At 71.8% G+C, this 14,887-nt stretch carries 18 protein-coding genes; 10 read left to right on the top strand and 8 right to left on the bottom strand.

The features are described from left to right. Window positions 1-7 precede the first annotated feature (7 nt). Genes AC5PYY_RS05255 through eat form a run of 4 tightly spaced genes read right to left on the bottom strand, consistent with a single transcriptional unit; the run spans window position 8 to window position 4,894 of the window. Entirely contained in the window at window positions 8-1,384 is a 1,377-nt protein-coding gene (locus AC5PYY_RS05255; RefSeq protein ID WP_493898741.1) for an aldehyde dehydrogenase family protein, read from the bottom strand. Next, the gene (locus AC5PYY_RS05260; protein WP_493898742.1) at window positions 1,381-2,103 is read right to left on the bottom strand and encodes a gamma-glutamyl-gamma-aminobutyrate hydrolase family protein; all 723 of its coding nucleotides are present in this window, start codon (window positions 2,101-2,103) and stop codon (window positions 1,381-1,383) included. The genes AC5PYY_RS05255 and AC5PYY_RS05260 overlap by 4 nt, the downstream gene beginning before the upstream one ends. After that, window positions 2,100-3,464 (bottom strand): glutamine synthetase family protein, encoded by a 1,365-nt coding sequence (locus AC5PYY_RS05265; protein WP_493898743.1) that lies wholly within the window; start codon window positions 3,462-3,464, stop codon window positions 2,100-2,102. The genes AC5PYY_RS05260 and AC5PYY_RS05265 overlap by 4 nt, the downstream gene beginning before the upstream one ends. Further along, entirely contained in the window at window positions 3,461-4,894 is a 1,434-nt protein-coding gene (gene eat / locus AC5PYY_RS05270) for an ethanolamine permease (protein ID WP_493898744.1), read from the bottom strand. Before eat ends, AC5PYY_RS05265 begins: the two co-directional genes overlap by 4 nt. A 122-nt stretch (window positions 4,895-5,016) precedes the next feature. Here eat and AC5PYY_RS05275 point away from each other — a divergent pair, with 122 nt between their 5' ends. Then, window positions 5,017-5,718, top strand: a complete 702-nt coding sequence (locus AC5PYY_RS05275) for a FadR/GntR family transcriptional regulator (protein WP_493898745.1) — start codon at window positions 5,017-5,019, stop codon at window positions 5,716-5,718. 47 nt (window positions 5,719-5,765) lie between these two features. Here AC5PYY_RS05275 and AC5PYY_RS05280 read toward each other — a convergent pair whose 3' ends face one another. Both AC5PYY_RS05280 and AC5PYY_RS05285 read right to left on the bottom strand, forming a co-directional pair. Continuing rightward, window positions 5,766-6,659: an FHA domain-containing protein gene (locus AC5PYY_RS05280; protein ID WP_493898746.1), complete on the bottom strand. Its 894-nt coding sequence runs from the start codon at window positions 6,657-6,659 to the stop codon at window positions 5,766-5,768. A 4-nt stretch (window positions 6,660-6,663) separates the two neighbouring features. Beyond that, window positions 6,664-6,900, bottom strand: coding sequence for a hypothetical protein (locus AC5PYY_RS05285; RefSeq protein WP_493898747.1), 237 nt, complete (start codon window positions 6,898-6,900; stop codon window positions 6,664-6,666). 210 nt (window positions 6,901-7,110) lie between these two features. Between AC5PYY_RS05285 and AC5PYY_RS05290 the strand changes: the two genes are divergently transcribed. Together AC5PYY_RS05290 and AC5PYY_RS05295 are read left to right on the top strand one after the other, a co-directional pair. Next, on the top strand, window positions 7,111-7,938 hold the full coding sequence (locus AC5PYY_RS05290) for a DUF4397 domain-containing protein (RefSeq protein ID WP_493898748.1): 828 nt from the start codon (window positions 7,111-7,113) through the stop codon (window positions 7,936-7,938). A 51-nt stretch (window positions 7,939-7,989) separates the two neighbouring features. Beyond that, window positions 7,990-8,679: a class F sortase gene (locus tag AC5PYY_RS05295; RefSeq protein ID WP_493898749.1), complete on the top strand. Its 690-nt coding sequence runs from the start codon at window positions 7,990-7,992 to the stop codon at window positions 8,677-8,679. 16 nt (window positions 8,680-8,695) lie between these two features. On the opposite strand, the gene AC5PYY_RS05300 is transcribed toward AC5PYY_RS05295, so the two are convergent. Continuing rightward, on the bottom strand, window positions 8,696-9,193 hold the full coding sequence (locus AC5PYY_RS05300; RefSeq protein WP_493898750.1) for an SAM-dependent methyltransferase: 498 nt from the start codon (window positions 9,191-9,193) through the stop codon (window positions 8,696-8,698). A gap of 170 nt (window positions 9,194-9,363) precedes the next feature. On the opposite strand from AC5PYY_RS05300, the gene AC5PYY_RS05305 reads away from it, so the two are divergent. From AC5PYY_RS05305 to AC5PYY_RS05325, 5 genes are read left to right on the top strand one after another with little or no spacing between them, the layout of a single operon-like run. Continuing rightward, the gene (locus tag AC5PYY_RS05305) at window positions 9,364-9,915 is read left to right on the top strand and encodes an RNA polymerase sigma factor (protein ID WP_493898751.1); all 552 of its coding nucleotides are present in this window, start codon (window positions 9,364-9,366) and stop codon (window positions 9,913-9,915) included. Then, entirely contained in the window at window positions 9,912-10,646 is a 735-nt protein-coding gene (locus tag AC5PYY_RS05310) for an anti-sigma factor (protein WP_493898752.1), read from the top strand. The genes AC5PYY_RS05305 and AC5PYY_RS05310 overlap by 4 nt, the downstream gene beginning before the upstream one ends. 52 nt (window positions 10,647-10,698) lie before the next feature. Beyond that, window positions 10,699-11,235 carry a pyridoxamine 5'-phosphate oxidase family protein gene (locus AC5PYY_RS05315; RefSeq protein ID WP_493898753.1) on the top strand — a complete coding sequence of 179 codons (537 nt, stop codon included), beginning with the start codon at window positions 10,699-10,701 and terminating at the stop codon, window positions 11,233-11,235. After that, entirely contained in the window at window positions 11,232-11,672 is a 441-nt protein-coding gene (locus tag AC5PYY_RS05320) for a DUF2177 family protein (protein WP_493898754.1), read from the top strand. Before AC5PYY_RS05315 ends, AC5PYY_RS05320 begins: the two co-directional genes overlap by 4 nt. Further along, a complete protein-coding gene (locus tag AC5PYY_RS05325; RefSeq protein WP_493898755.1) occupies window positions 11,669-12,466 on the top strand; it encodes a TspO-related membrane protein in 798 nt (265 codons plus the stop codon). The genes AC5PYY_RS05320 and AC5PYY_RS05325 overlap by 4 nt, the downstream gene beginning before the upstream one ends. Window positions 12,467-12,662: 196 nt before the next feature. Here AC5PYY_RS05325 and AC5PYY_RS05330 read toward each other — a convergent pair whose 3' ends face one another. Then, a complete protein-coding gene (locus AC5PYY_RS05330) occupies window positions 12,663-12,977 on the bottom strand; it encodes a hypothetical protein (protein WP_493898756.1) in 315 nt (104 codons plus the stop codon). A gap of 146 nt (window positions 12,978-13,123) precedes the next feature. Here AC5PYY_RS05330 and AC5PYY_RS05335 point away from each other — a divergent pair, with 146 nt between their 5' ends. Continuing rightward, window positions 13,124-13,846: a CPBP family intramembrane glutamic endopeptidase gene (locus tag AC5PYY_RS05335; protein WP_493898757.1), complete on the top strand. Its 723-nt coding sequence runs from the start codon at window positions 13,124-13,126 to the stop codon at window positions 13,844-13,846. 1 nt (window position 13,847) lies between these two features. Beyond that, entirely contained in the window at window positions 13,848-14,813 is a 966-nt protein-coding gene (locus AC5PYY_RS05340) for an NAD(P)H-binding protein (protein ID WP_493898758.1), read from the top strand. Window positions 14,814-14,887: the final 74 nt, after the last annotated feature.

Here is a 14,887-nt window from a genome sequence, read left to right on the forward strand (position 1 = left end):
CTCCTGCTCACTCGCCCGTGGCGACGAAGATGGTCTTGGTGTCGGTGAAGGCGTCCAGCGCGTGCGGGCCGAGCTCGCGCCCGAGCCCGGACTGCTTGAAGCCGCCGAACGGTGTGCTGTAGCGCACGGAGCTGTGGCTGTTGATGGCGAGGTTGCCCGCCTCCAACCGCCGGGCGACCCGCATCGCCCGGCCCACGTCACGGGTCCAGATCGACCCGGACAGCCCGTATGCGGTGTCGTTGGCGATCCGCAGCGCGTCCGCCTCGTCGGTGAAGGGGAGCACCGAGATGACCGGGCCGAAGATCTCCTTGGTGAAGGCCGGGTCACGTTCGGAGCGGGTCTGGAGCACCGTCGGCGGGTGCCAGAAGCCGGCTCCCTGCGGCGCCTCCCCGGCGAAGAGCACATCCGCGTCGGCGACGTAGCCCGCGACCACCTCGCGTTGACCTGCGGAGATGAGCGGCCCCATACCGCTGCTGTCGTCGCTCGGGTCACCGCAGACGAAGCCGCGCACCGCCGGCTCGAGCCGCTCCAGGAAGGCGTCGAGCACCTCGGCCTGGACGAGCAGCCGCGAGCGGGCGCAGCAGTCCTGCCCCGCGTTGTCGAAGGCCCCGCCCGGCGCCGCCGCGGCCGCCGCGTCGAGGTCGGCGTCGGCGAAGACGATGTTGGCGTTCTTGCCGCCCAGCTCGAGCGTCACCCGCTTGACCTGCGCGGCGCACCCGGCCATGACCTTCTTGCCGACCGCCGTGGACCCGGTGAAGACCACCTTGCGCACCAGCGGGTGGGTGACGAAGCGCTCGCCGACGACCGCGCCCTCGCCCGGCAGCACCTGCAGCACCCCCTCGGGAATCCCTGCCTCCAGCGCGAGCTCGCCCAGGCGGATCGCGGTGAGCGGCGTCAGCTCGGCCGGCTTGAGCACGACGGTGTTGCCCGCCGCCAGGGCCGGGCCGATCGCCCACCCGGCGATCGGCATCGGGAAGTTCCACGGCACGATGACGCCGACCACACCCAGCGGCTCGGCGAAAGTCATCGCCACTCCGCCGTCGGCCGGGATCGTCTCGCCACCGGGGCGCTCGGGCGCGCCGGAGTAGTAGGCGAGGACGTCGCGGACGTTGCCCGCCTCCCAGCGCGCGTTGCCGATCGTGTGCCCGGCATTGCGGACCTCGAGCTGGGCCAGCTCCTCGACGTGGTCGTCGACGACCGCCGCGAAGCGTCGCAGCAGCCGGGCGCGGTCGGCGGGGGAGACCTCGCGCCAGCTCTCGAAGGCGCGGTGGGCGGCCTCGATCGCGCGGTCGGTCTCGGCCTCGTCGGCCAGGTCGAGGGAGGTGATGACCTCCTCGGTGGCCGGGTTGAGGACGTCGGTGGTGCTGGGGGTGGTGCTGCTCATGGGGTCGATCTCTCCTCTCGTGCTCCGGCCTGGTGGACCAGCGCGTGGAAAAGCCGCCGGTCGGCGGGGTTCTCCTCGGGGTGGAACTGCACACCGATCGCCCAGGCCTGCGGATCGGTCGGCTCCAGCGCCTGGATGACGCCGTCGGCCGAGCGTGCGGTCACCACGAGCCCGTCGGCGACCTCACCGACGCCCTGATGGTGGTAGCACGGCGACGTCGCCTCGGCGCCCAGCACCTCCGCGATCCGCGAGCCCGGCTCGGTCGTGAACCTCACCTCGCCGAAGACACCGGGGCTGGGCTGGTATGCCGTGTGCCCCAGCCGGTCCGGCAGGTGCTGCTCCAGGGTGCCGCCGAGGGCGACGTTGAGCACCTGCACGCCGCGGCAGATCGCCAGCAGGGGGGTATGCCGCTCCAGCGCCGCCCGGGCGAGCCTGAGCTCCGGCGCATCCCGCACCGGCTCCGGCGCGGTGCTGGGGTGGGGAGCGACGGCATACTGCGCCGCGTCGACATCGGCGCCGCCGACGAGGACCAGTCCGTCCAGCACGTCGAGGACCGAGGTGTCCACCCCGACCGGCGGCAGCAGCAACGGCATACCCCCGGACGCCGCGACCGCGTCCACGTAGACCGCCGGGACGATCGCCGCCTCCCGGCGCCAGACTCCCCAGGCCGCCTCCTTGTAGTAGGTGGTCAGCCCGATCCGCGGTGACCTCTCCGTCACAGCCGCTCGAACCCTCGCCTCAGCTCCCAGTCGGTCACGGCGGCGTCGAAGGCGGTGATCTCGACGTCGGCCATGTTGACGTAGTGGTCCACGACGTCCTGGCCGAAGGCCTCCTTGGCCACCTCGGAGGCGGCGAAGAGGTCGCGGGCCTCGCGTAGCGTGTGCGGCACGAGCGGTGCGTCGGAGTCGTAGGCGCTGCCCTCCATCATCGGCTCCAGCTCGAGCTCCTGCTCGATCCCGTGCAGGCCGCCGGCCATCATCGCGGCCACCGCCAGATAGGGGTTGCAGTCGCCGCCGGGCACGCGGTTCTCCATCCGGGCGCCCGCTCCCTCACCGACGAGGCGTACCGAGCAGGTGCGGTTGTCCATGCCCCACGCGACCGCCGTGGGCGCGAAGGAGCCGAGCGCGAAGCGCTTGTAGGAGTTGATGTTGGGGGCGTAGAACAGCGTGAACTCGCGCAGCGTCGCGAGCACGCCCGCGATGAACTGCTCGTAGATCGGCGTGCGCTCGCCGTCCTCCCAGAAGACGGTGCTGCCGTCCAGCCCGCGCAACGACAGGTGGATGTGGCAGGAGTTGCCCTCACGGTCGTTGGGCTTGGCCATGAAGGTCAGCGACTGGCCCAGCTCGGCGGCGATCATCTTCGCACCGGTCTTGTAGACGCTGTGGTTGTCGCAGGTCGTCACGACGTCGTCGAAGAGGAAGCCGATCTCGTGCTGGCCGAAGTTGCACTCGCCCTTGGCCGACTCGACGATCATGCCGGCCTTCCACATGTCCGTTCGGATGCGCCGGAGCAACGGCTCGACCCGCCCCGAGCCCATGATCGAGTAGTCGACGTTGTACTGGTTCGCCGGCGTCAGATCGGCATACCCCTTGCTCCAGGCCTCCTCGTAGGAGTCGCGGTAGACGACGAACTCCAGCTCGGTGCCGGCGACCGCCGACCATCCATGCTCGGCGGCCCGCTCGACCTGCGAGGTGAGCATCGCGCGCGGCGACATCGGCACGGGCGAGCCGTCGGTGAGCGCCAGGTCGCACTGGATCATGACCGTGCGCTCCAGCCACGGCACCCAGCGGATGGTGTCGAGGTCGAGCTCGAACTCCATGTCGCCGTAGCCGGACTCCCAGGAGGAGATGGCGTAGCCGTCCACGGTGTTCATCTCGGTGTCGACGGCGAGCAGGTAGTTGCAGCCCTCGACGCCCTGCCCGAGGGCGTGCTCGACGAAGTAGGGGCCGTGGAGGTATTTCCCCTGCAGCCGCCCCTGCATGTCGGTGAAGGCGACGACGACGGTCTCGATCGACTCGTCGGCGACTCCGGCGCGGAGCTGGTCGACGGTGAGCATCCGGTCGCTGCGTGGGTGGGTCATCGCAGACCTCCTTCGGCCTCGGTGAGCTGGTCGAACTCTTCCTCGGGTGCGGTGGAGACGAGGTGGTGGCGGCTGTAGAACCAGAAGTAGGCGACGAAGATCACGAAGACCGCCGCGGTGATGCCGGCCGCCCGCTCGTCGACGAAGAAGGTCGCGATGACGGCCACGACGCTGAGGACCAGCGCGATGCCGGTCGTCACGACCCCGCCCGGGGTGCGGTAGCCGCGCTCCAGGTCGGGCTCGCGGTGGCGCAGCACGATGTGCGAGAGGTTGAGCAGCACATAGCTCACGGTCGCACCGAAGACCGCGATGTTGATGAGCAACGCGCCGTCCTGGGTGATCGCCGCGAGCAGGAAGCCGATCGTGCCGGGCACGACCAGCGCCACCCACGGCGTCTTGCGCGAGCCGGTCAGCGACAGGAGGCGCGGCAGGTAGCCCGCCCGGGAGAGCGCGAAGAGCTGGCGGGAGTAGGCATAGATGATCGAGAAAAAGCTCGCGACGAGCCCGGCCAGCCCGGCGTAGTTGACGAAGCCGGCGATCCAGTCGCCCTCGCCGCGGGCCGCGCGCAGCGCCTCGGGCAGCGGGTTGTCGGAGGTGCGGACCGTCTCGGCGCCGGCCGAGCCGGGCACGAGCAGCAGCATGAGCGCGGCGAAGACGAGCAGCACGCCCATCGCGACGATGATGCCGCGGGGCATGTCCTTCTTGGGGTCGGCCGTCTCCTCGGCGGCCAGCGGCACGCCCTCGACGGCGAGGAAGAACCAGATGCCGTAGACCAGCGCAGCCAGCGCCCCGGCGAAGCCGAAGGGCAGCAGGCTGCTGGCGCCCGCGGCGTCGGTGACCGCGATGTCGGTGAGGTTGGCGGGGTCGAAGTGCGGGATGAGGCCGATGACGGTGGCGATGAGCGCGAGCACCGCGACAGCGGTGATCGCGAACATCACCTTCAGCGCCTCGCCCACGCCCCAGATGTGCAGACCGATGAAGATGAGGAAGGCGACCAGATAGATCGGCCACCCGTTGGTCAGCCCGAAGAGCCCCAGCGCCTCGACGTAGCCGCCGATGAAGACGGCGATCGCCGCCGGCGCCACGGCATACTCGATGAGCACGGCGACGCCGGTCGCGTAGCCGCCGAGCGGGCCGAGCGCGCGCCGCGCGAAGCCGTAGCCGGCACCCGCGGTCGGCAGCGTCGACGACATCTCGGCCAGGCCGAAGACCATGCACGTGTACATCACGCCCATGAGCACGGTGGCGATGAGCAGCCCGCCCCAGCCGCCCTCGTCGAGCCCGAAGTTCCACCCCGCGAAGTCGCCGGAGATGACGTAGCTGACGCCGAGCCCGGCGAGCAGCACCCACCCGGCAGCGCCCTTCTTGAGCTGCCGGTGCTGGAGGTAGTCCTCGCCGACGTCCTGGTAGTCGACCCTGCGCTTGGCCATGTGCGTCCCTTCCTCGTCAATGGATCATCATTGGTCCATTGAGCGTCCGGGGCGAGTCTGCCGCCGGGTGGACGCATCGTCAAGGGGAAACGATGGGTGCGCCACGGCCTACCCTCGGGGGTATGGAGCAGGCTGGCGATCCGCGCGTCGTGCCGGTGCGCAGCGGCAACGTCTTCGAGGAGACGATGGAGAGCCTGCTGCGCCTGCTGCGGCTCGGGACCTTCCCGCCCGGGTCGAAGCTGCCGGCCGAGCGGGAGCTCGCCGAGTCGCTGCGGGTGTCGCGGACGACGCTGCGCGAGGCGATCGGCGAGCTGCAGGAGGCGGGGTATGTCGTGGTGCGCCGCGGGCGCTACGGCGGCACCTATGTGTCGCAGGCGCCGCCGGCGGGGGGTGGCTCGGGCAGGCTCGACGCGGCGGTGATCGAGGACGTGCTCACGTTGCGGCACATCGTGGAGCCGGCGGCTGCCGGGCTGGCCGCCGCGCGGGAGCTGTCGGCCCAGGAGGTCGACCGGTTGCGGGCGGCCGCGGCGGACTGCGCCGGGGCCGGGGCGGAGCAGTACCGCCCCTTCGACGCCCGGCTCCACCTCACCGTCGCCGAGCTGAGCGGGTCACCGAGCCTGGCGGGAGTGGTCGCCGACGTGCGCGTGCAGATCGATGCCCTGCTGGAGTGCATACCTCTCATCCCACCGAACCTCGCACACTCCACCGAGCAGCACGAGGCCGTCGTCGCGGCGGTACAGGCGGGGGAGCAGGGTGCGGCGGAGACCGCCATGCGCGACCACCTCGAGGGCACCGCCGCGTTGCTGCACGGCTTCTCGATCTGACCGGGCGCCGCCCAGGGTTGCTCTGAGATCGACCGCTCGGAGGAGGGTCAGCGCCGGTAGTGCCTCGGCGGCTGCGGGCGCTGCCGGCTGAACTCGCCACCCTCGCGGCCGCCGTAGGGGCGGCCGTGGTCGGCATACTCCTCACGGGCGTAGACGAAGGTCTGCTCGCCGCAGGCGACACCGGCGCCGGTGCGCAGCACGATGCCCTCAGTGGCCTGCTCGCCCGCGACCGTCGCCGGGGCGTCGGAGAGGGCGTGCAGGAGGTATTCGTCGGTCGCCTCCTCGCGCCGGACCTCCGCGTGGCGCGGCTCCAGCCCGGGCACGACGATGTCGTTGTCGGGTGCCGAGCCGATCGTCGTCGTCCCGCGACGCAGGTGCGCGACCTGGCGCGGCGCGCCCTGCTCGGGGCCGGGCGGCAGATAGTAGACGAGGCGCGGGTCACCGCCGCCGGACGGGTCGTGCGTGGTCGTGACCCGTCGGTGCAGCGACGGCGCGACCGTCGGGGCCGGGGGCCACGGCGTGCCGGGTGGTGTGAGGTCGGCGAGCGAGGGCCCGTCGGTGCGCGCGGCCCGCAGCAGCCGCAGCGCGGCCCGCCGGTCGCGCACGGCGATGTGTCGCGACCCGGTGACGGCCCGGTCCAGCAGCCGGGAGCGCACGGCCCCCAGCGCCAGCACCGGACCGTCGGGGCCAGACACCGACACGACCAGACCGGCGTCCGCGGCGGCCTCCCCCACGTCGGAGGCGAGGTCGGCGGCTGCGCGACGACCCATTCCCAGCGGCAGGCCGATGAGCCGATCCAACGAGACCTCGATCTCAGATCCAGATCCCCGGATGGTCGCCGTGATCTGCTCGGCATCGGCCTTGGCGCCCTCCTGGGCGGACGACCCCGGCACCGAGATGGTCAGCGTCAGATCGGCATCGACGTGCAGCTGGGCGTTCATCGGATCAGGCCGCCCCGTGCTCGCGGTCCTCGGTGGTGATGCGCAGCGTCCCGTCCAGCTTCCAGGTGGCGCGCGGGGCATCGGGGCCGGTGTCGCGCGGCACCTCCACCGCCATGTCCTGGAAGGTGTAGTTGATGGCGGCGCCCTGGCCGGTGAGGTAGTTCCACATCTCCTTGCCGAGGTCGGTCCAGGAGACGGTGTCTCCGCTCGTCCCGGTCATCTGACCCTGCTGCTCGCTCATAGCGATACCTCCTGTGGTCGGTCGGACAGTGTGTCCAATGTTTGTGCAAGGTGGCACTAGTATGGCCTCTCCCTGCCCGGACGGCAACGGGTGTGACCTGTGAGACATCCGACGACAAACTTTTGACAAAGACTGAATCCGCAGCGTCGTTCCGGTGCGTAGTAATGGTCGAGGGCGGAACAGGTCCGCCTCGAGCAAAGGAGCACCCCGATGCGCACGATCCGCAAGATCACCGGGACCACGGCCGCCGTCGTCCTCGCCGGCACCGGCGCCGCTGCGCTGGCCACGCCCGCGATGGCCGACAACCACGAGGCCACGGTCTCCGTCCTGCACGGTGTCCCCGACCTCACCGTCGACGTCTACGTCAACGGTGAGGAGACTGTGCCCGACTTCACTCCCGGCACCCTCACCGACCCGCTGATGCTCCCCGAGGGCAGCTACGACATCGAGGTGTATGCCGACGGTGACGACCCCGAGTCCGCCGAGCCGGCGATCTCGGCGGAGGGTGTCGAGGTGCCCGGTGGCGCCAACCTCACCCTCGCGGCCCACCTGGGCGAGGACGGCACGCCGATGCTGTCGGCCTTCGCCAACGACACCTCCACGCTCGATGCCGGCCAGGCCCGCCTCACCGTCCGGCACGCCGCCGCGGCCCCTGCCGTCGACGTGCGCGCCGGTGGCAGCCCGGTCATCGAGGGTCTGACCAACCCCAACGAGGAGGTCCTCAACCTCGACGCCGGCACCGTCTCGGCGGATGTGGTGCTCGCGGGCACCGAGGACGTCGCGATCGGCCCGGCCGACCTCAACCTGGCCGAGGGCACCAACACCATCGTCTACGCCTGGGGCTCGGCCGAGGACGGCAACCTCGACCTGGCCGTCCAGACCATCGAGGGCCTGCACGGCGACCCCGAGGGCGTCCCCTCCGGCCAGGGCGGGCTGACGACGGACAACGGCGTGCTGCTCGTGCTCGCCATGGCTGGCGCTGCCGGTGCGGTGCTCGCCGGTAGCCGCCTGGTCCGGTCCGAGAACTCCACTCGCTGAGTCTTGGCCCCGACCCCGCCCCGCCGCGGCCGGATCAACCCGGTCGCGGCGGTGGCGTCCCTTCTCTGCGGGATCGTGGCGGCGCTCGCCCTCTGGGGTATGCAGCGCTCCCCGGTCCCTGCCGCCGCCGACTTCGGGTCCGCTTCCCCTGCGACCCCGTCGGCGGCCCCTGACGCCGCGGCGGACGTGGCCGCCGCGGCGTCTGCGGGGGAGGGCGACGGGGGATCGCGCGTCGTGATCGAGCAGCCGGGCACTCGCTCGGCGTCGCTGACCGACGCGGCACCAGCAGATCGGCTCACCCCAGAACGTCTCCTCGTGCCCTCCCTGGACGTGGACGTCCCGCTCGACGCCGTCGGCGTCGCCGACGACGGCCAGATGGCGATCCCCGAGGACGCCGATCGGGCCGGGTGGTATCGCTTCGGCCCCGCCCCGGGCGACGACAGCGGGTCGGCGGTAGTCGCGGGGCACGTCGACGACCGGTCGGGACCCGGGGCGTTCCTCGCCCTCACCGAGGTCGAGGAGGGCGCCGATCTGACGGTGCAGCTCTCCGACGGGACCGAGGTGGCCTACCGCGTCACCGCCCGGGAGCAGGTCGCCAAGCCCGAGCTGCCCCTCGACGACGTCTTCACCCGTGAAGGCCCGCCCCACCTGCGCCTCATCACCTGCACGGGGGACTGGTCGCAGCGCAACGCGAGCTACACCGACAACCTCGTCATCACCGCAGAGCCGGTGGAGGGGTGATCGGGTCGTGGCAGCCTCACCCCGGCCGACGCAGCAGCAGCTCGTCGACGCCCATCCGGCCGCTGGCGAAGATCCACGCCGCCGCGCCGAGATAGAGCTCCCAGACCCGCGCGACCTCCTCGCCGACGAGCGCGACGACCTCGCCGCGCCGCTCCCGCAGCCGCTGCCCCCAGGACCGGATGGTCCAGGCGTAGTGCTCGCGCAGCGCCGCGTGCAGGCTGAGCGACCCCCAGCCGCACCCGACGTCGACGAGGCGCTGCCCCTCGCGCTGGTGCAGCCCGACCTTACGGCAGACCAGGTCGAGCTTGTCCCATTGCGCCTGCTCCAAGGGGTATGCCGCACTCTCCCGCCCGTGCAGCAGGTCGGCACCGGGGTCGGTGACGTAGGCGCAGGAGTAGGCCATCTGCGCGTTGAGGATGCCGGTGACGAAGGCCTGGGCGGCACCGAGCTCGCCCGGCGACCACAGGAGCCGCTGCAGCGCCTGCGGCGAGCGCAGCCGCACCGTCGGCGCCACCTGCGGATCTGCCCCTGCGTGGGACCCGTCCCACGCGGCGAGGTGGACCGGCAGCTCCCCGCCGGTGAGCGGCGCGAGCAGGTCGCGCAGGCGCGCGGCGACGTCAGGCAGACCGCCGACCCTAGACGCGTCGACCTGACGCGTCGCCCCGGGTCACCTAAGGTGCGGCCATGAGTGTCGCCACACCCAAGGGCGACCGCGAGATCGCCATGGCCTGGATCGAGGGCAGCCACGACGCGCTCGAACATGCCTTCCGGCGATGGGGCGGTCTGGTGCACGGACTCGCGCGACGGGCCGTCGGCCCGGACGACGCCGAGGACGTGACGCAGCAGGTCTTCGTCTCGGCCTGGCGCGCCCGTGACACCTACGATCCGGAGGCGGGCCCCCTCGGGGCCTGGTTGGTCGGGATCACCCGACGGCGGGTCGCTGATCAGCTGCGCGCGCGGCATCGGCAGGTCGAGGTCTCCACGGACCTGACCGACGCCCTGCCCGAGGACATCGACCACGCCTTCTCGGAGGCCGACCGCGACGACCTGCTGACGATCTACGAGGAGCTGGAGCGGATCGGGGACCCGCAGCGTCGGATCATCCTGCTGGCCTACGTCGACGACCTGACCCAACGAGAGATCGCCGAGCGCCTGGACCTGCCGCTCGGGACGGTCAAGACCCATACGAACCGAACCCTGGCTCGGCTCCGAACACTCCTCGGAGGTGCGCGATGAGTGACGACACCCAGATCCCACCCGACGTGGGCGACCCGGGCGGCCCGGGCGACCCTGGTGGTGACGCGAGCCGTGACGCCCGCGTCGCGGCGCTCCTGCGCGGGGCCGGCGCGGTCGAGGTGGAGCCGGGCGAGCACGTGTGGGAGCGGATCCGGGCCGAGGTGGCCGGTGACGGCGCTCCTGCCGACGAGGTCGCCCGCCGTCGTCGTGACCGGGCAGCCGGGCCCGTCCGCCGCGGGTCCTCCCACCGCAGTCGTCGCCCGGCCCGCTGGCCGCTGCTCGCGGCCGCCGCGGTCGGTGCCCTCGTCGCGTGGCTAGGCACCGAGCTCGTCGGCACCAACGCCGACGACGACGGCGTGGTCGTCGCCGACGCGTCCCTGAGCGAGCTGCCCGACGCGGGCCTCACGGTCGAGGGCAACGCCGAGGTCGTGACGATCGACGGGGAGCGGCGGCTGCGGCTGGACCTCTCCGAGCTGCCGGACGCCGGCGAGGGATATCTCGAGGTCTGGCTGATGCGGCCGGATGTCAGCGGCATGGTCACCGTCGGGATCCTCTCCGGCGACACCGCGGAGTTCACGCTGCCGGCCGGGGTGGACCTCGCGGACTACCCCGTGGTCGACATCTCGCGGGAGCAGGTCGACGGCGACCCGTCCCACGGCGGTGACAGCCTCGTGCGCGGAGAGCTGGAGCAGCCGTCGGCAGGACGTGACCCGAGTGACGGCATACAGTGAACAAACCTTGTGCACAACGTTGGACAAGAGCCACGACGTCCCAGGAGGACACATGACCGAGCACCACGACAGCAGCCCCGCCGACCCGGTGGAGGTCACCTCTGATCCCGAGGCCGTGCAGAAGGCGCACCAGGTCATGTCGAGCATGGACATCGCCATGCTGACCACCGTCGACTCCAGCTCGGGCGAGGGTCGGCTCACCAGCCGGCCGCTGTCGACCCAGGTGCACGAGGAGGACGGCGACGTCCTCTTCCTCGTGCGCTCCAGCAGCGCGGTCGCGAGCGACGTGCGCGCCAACCCGCACGTCAACGTGGCCTACTCCTCGATGAAGGCCTGGGTCTCGCTCGCGGGCAGCGCCACGGTGATCGAGGACCGCGCCCTCGTCGAGCAGCTGTGGAGCAAGGGGGCCGACGCCTTTATGGAGGGTGGCCCGGAGAACCCCGACAACGTGGTGCTCAAGGTCAGCGGTGACACCGTCACGTACTGGGGCGGCGACTCGCTCGTCGGCACCGTCGTCGACACGGTCAAGATGGTGACCGGGAAGGGCGACCAGCAGGACGCCGGCCCCACCGTCGTCGAGCTGCCGTGAGCCGTCGCCTGGGCGCCGGCCGGTGGCTGGCGGGTCTCGCGGCCACCGGCGTGGCCTTCGGCGCGCTCGACGCGCTGTGGCTCGGGGTGGTCGCGAAGGAGAAGTACGCCAGCAGCTTCGGCTCGCTCATGGCCGACCCGATCAACGCGCCCGCGGCGGCGGTGTTCTACGGCATCTACACCGTCGGCCTCACCCACTTCGCGACCGCGCCCGGGCTCGCCTCCGGCAGCATCGCGAAGGCGGCGGCGCAGGGCGGCGCCCTGGGCGCCGTGGCCTACGCGGCCTACGACCTCACCAGCCTCGCGGTGATCGAGGGCTTCCCGAGTGACGTCGTTGTCATGGACATCGCCTGGGGCGCGGGCGCCAGCGCGGCGGCGGCGGCCGTCGCCACCGCGGTCGTCCGCCGCCGGGGCGCACGCCAGGAGGCCGGGGTATGACGCGCGACCGCCTCCTCGTCACCCTCGCCGCGGTCGTGTGGATCGGCGGCACCCTCCTTGGGACCGGCCTGATCGGCGGTGGCGGCGTCGAGAGCCAGGGCAGCGGGCTCTTCTCCGACAGCGCCACGCTCATCGCGCCGAAGGGCCCGGCTTTCTCCATCTGGTCGGTGATCTATCTCGGCCTCGCCGGGTATGTCGTGTGGCAGTGGCTCCCCGCCACCCGCGACTCGCGCTGGGCGCAGGTCACGCGGCTGCCCGCGGCCGCGGCGATCGCGCTCAACGGGATCTGGCTGCTCGTGGTCTTCGCCGACCTCGTGTGGCTCTCGGTCGTCGTGATGCTGGGGATCGTCGTGTCTCTCGGGATCGTGCTGCGCCGCACCGCTGGGCTGGAGCGTGAAGGGCTGGGCGCGGACCTCTGGGTGTCGGCGACCCACGGGCTCTACCTCGGCTGGATCTGCGTGGCCACCTGCGCCAACATCGCCTCCTGGCTGGTCGGCCTCGGCGTGCCCTCCGCGAGCGCCACCTCGGCCTGGATCACCGTCGCCGTGCTCGCGGGCGTCGTGCTCATCGCGGCCTGGTTGCTGACCCGCACCGACCAGCGTCTCTTCCAGCTCGGTCTCACCGCTGCCGTCGCGTGGGGGACCGCCTGGGTCGCCGCCGGCCGCCTCACCGGCGAGCCGCGCTCCGACCTCGTCGGCATCGCCGCAGCGGTCACTGCAGTGCTCGTCGGTGTCATCGGAGTCTGGGCGGTTGCCCGTCGGCGGGAGTCGACCGGGGAGCTGCAGCATGCCTAGCGACCCCGACCCACTGCCGCCTCGCCGGCCTGCTGGCCCAGCCGACCCGGCCCGACGACGTCGTCACCCTCAACCACACCGGGCGCGTCGATCCTGAGCGCGTGCTGGTCCCCACTCCTGAGGAGAGCCGGGTGGCCGCGGTTCACGCGGCCACCCAGCCCCTCACCCAGTCCGTCGCTGGGTCAGATCCGTCAGCTCACTCGCACCAGGGGTAGACGAAGAGGCTGTCGTCGCCGGCCAGGTGGTCGCGCAGCACGACGCTGAGCGGGATCGGGTCCGGCACGCCCGAGATGTCGGCGCCCTCACGGACCGTCACGCCCACCGAGACAGCGGTCTCGATCGGCAGGCCGTTCTGGGCGACGCTGGTCAGTAGGTCGGCGTCGCGTAGGGTCTGCAGGCCGGCGCGCAGGCACTCGACGTCGGGGCGCTGCGGGGCGGCCGAGGCGGGGGCGGCGACACCGGCGGTCAGCGCGAGGGCTGCAACGGCAGCGGCGGCGGTCTTCTTGAGCATGGCGTCCTCCTTGACGCTTCTCCGGGGTCGAGGGGCCGAACCCCGGTTGTGCCGAGCCTGACACCCGCGCATAATGCTTGTCAAGAGTTTGTCCAAGGTTGTTCCGGAGAGGCGGAATGCGCGTGGATGCGTCAGGCTGGGGAAGTGTGAACCCCGTCACCGAGCTGCGCGCCTTCCTCCGCGCCGCGCTGGTCACGCCGGTGCCACGCGACCATCGTGATCCGCCCCAGGTGCTGCGGCGTCGCCGCATCGTCACTGCTCTCACCCTGGTGATCGGATCGGCGCTGCTGTGGTGGTCGCTGAGCCTGGAGCCGGGCAACCCGTTGTTCTACCTCGGCACCACCGCCCTGGCGGCGACCTGGGTGATCGGCGCCTTCCTCTCCGGTCGTCTCTATCTCGGCCGTGGGCATACCCGCAGCGGCGAAGGCTACGCTCGCCCCGTCATCCAGTCCCTCGCGCTCGGCCTGCTCCTGCTCGTCATCTTCATCGCCGGCGCGCTCGTCGTGGCGCAGATCCCCTTCCTCCTCGGCCCGGTCAACGACCTGCTCGACCACGTGCGCTTCGCGTCCGTGCCGCTGGTGCTGCTCATCACCATGATGAACGGCATCGCTGAGGAGATCTTCTTCCGCGGCGCGCTCTACGCCGCCATCCCGCAGCGGTGGACCGTCATCGCCACCACCGTCGTGTATGCCCTCACCACCGTCGTCGCCGGGGTCCCCCTCCTCGTGTTCGCCGCGGTGGTGCTCGGCGTGGTCTGCGGGCTGCAGCGCCGCGTCACCGGTGGCGTCCTCGGCCCCGCCATCACCCACATCACCTGGTCCGCCGGGATGCTCCTGCTCCTGCCCCCTCTCCTGTCGATCGTGAGCTGACATGACTGAACCACACCCCACCGACACTCCTCCCCAGACCGGCACCTCCGAGACTGGTCGGCGCGCCCTCGTCACCGGCGCCACCGGCTACATCGGCGGCCTGCTCGTGCCCCGCCTGCTCGACGAGGGATACGTCGTGCGCGTCCTCACCCGGTCGGCTGACAAGCTGCCCTCGGAGTGGGAGGACCGCGTCGAGGTGAGCGAGGGCGACGCCACCGAGCGCGCCGACCTCGAGACGGCGCTCGCCGGGGTCGACCTGGCCTACTACTTCATCCACTCGATGGACGGCTCGGGCGACTTCGTCGAGCGCGACCGGCGGCTGGCCCGGACCTTCGGCGCCGCGGCCCGCGAGGAGCAGGTCGGCCGGATCGTCTATCTCTCCGGGCTCCACCCCGACCTGCCCTTCCAGGAGCTGTCCAAGCACCTGGCCAGCCGGGTCGAGGTCGGCGAGATCCTCATGGACTCCGGCGTGCCGACCGCGGTGCTGCAGGCCGCGACCGTCATCGGCTCCGGCTCGGCCAGCTTCGAGATGCTGCGGCACCTCACCAAGCGGCTGCCCGTCATGGTCGCGCCCAAGTGGCTCAAGAACCGCATCCAGCCCATCGGCATCGACGACGTGCTGCACTACCTCGTCGCCGCCGCCGAGCTGCCGGCGGAGCACAACCGCACCTTCGACATCGGTGGGCCGGACGTCCTGACCTACAAGGAGATGATGCACGGCTTCGCCGAGGTCACCGGCCTGCGGCACCGCACGATCGTCACCCTTCCCGTCCTCACGCCGTGGCTCGCCTCGCACTGGGTCGGGCTCGTGACGCCGGTCGACGCCGGGGTGGCCAAGCCTCTCGTCGGCTCCCTCGTGCACGAGGTGGTCTGCCGCGAGCGCGACCTGGAAGGGCTGGTGGGCGCCCCGCCCGGGGGCGCGACGGCATACCGCGACGCCGTGCGCGAGGCCGTGGGGCACGGATGAGGGAGCATCGCCCGGCCGCGCCTGGGTCCTCCGGTCCTCCCGGCGTGCATCTCGGCGCTGCCGCCACGGTCTCT

The organism is Serinicoccus sp. JS2-9 (assembly GCF_059025165.1).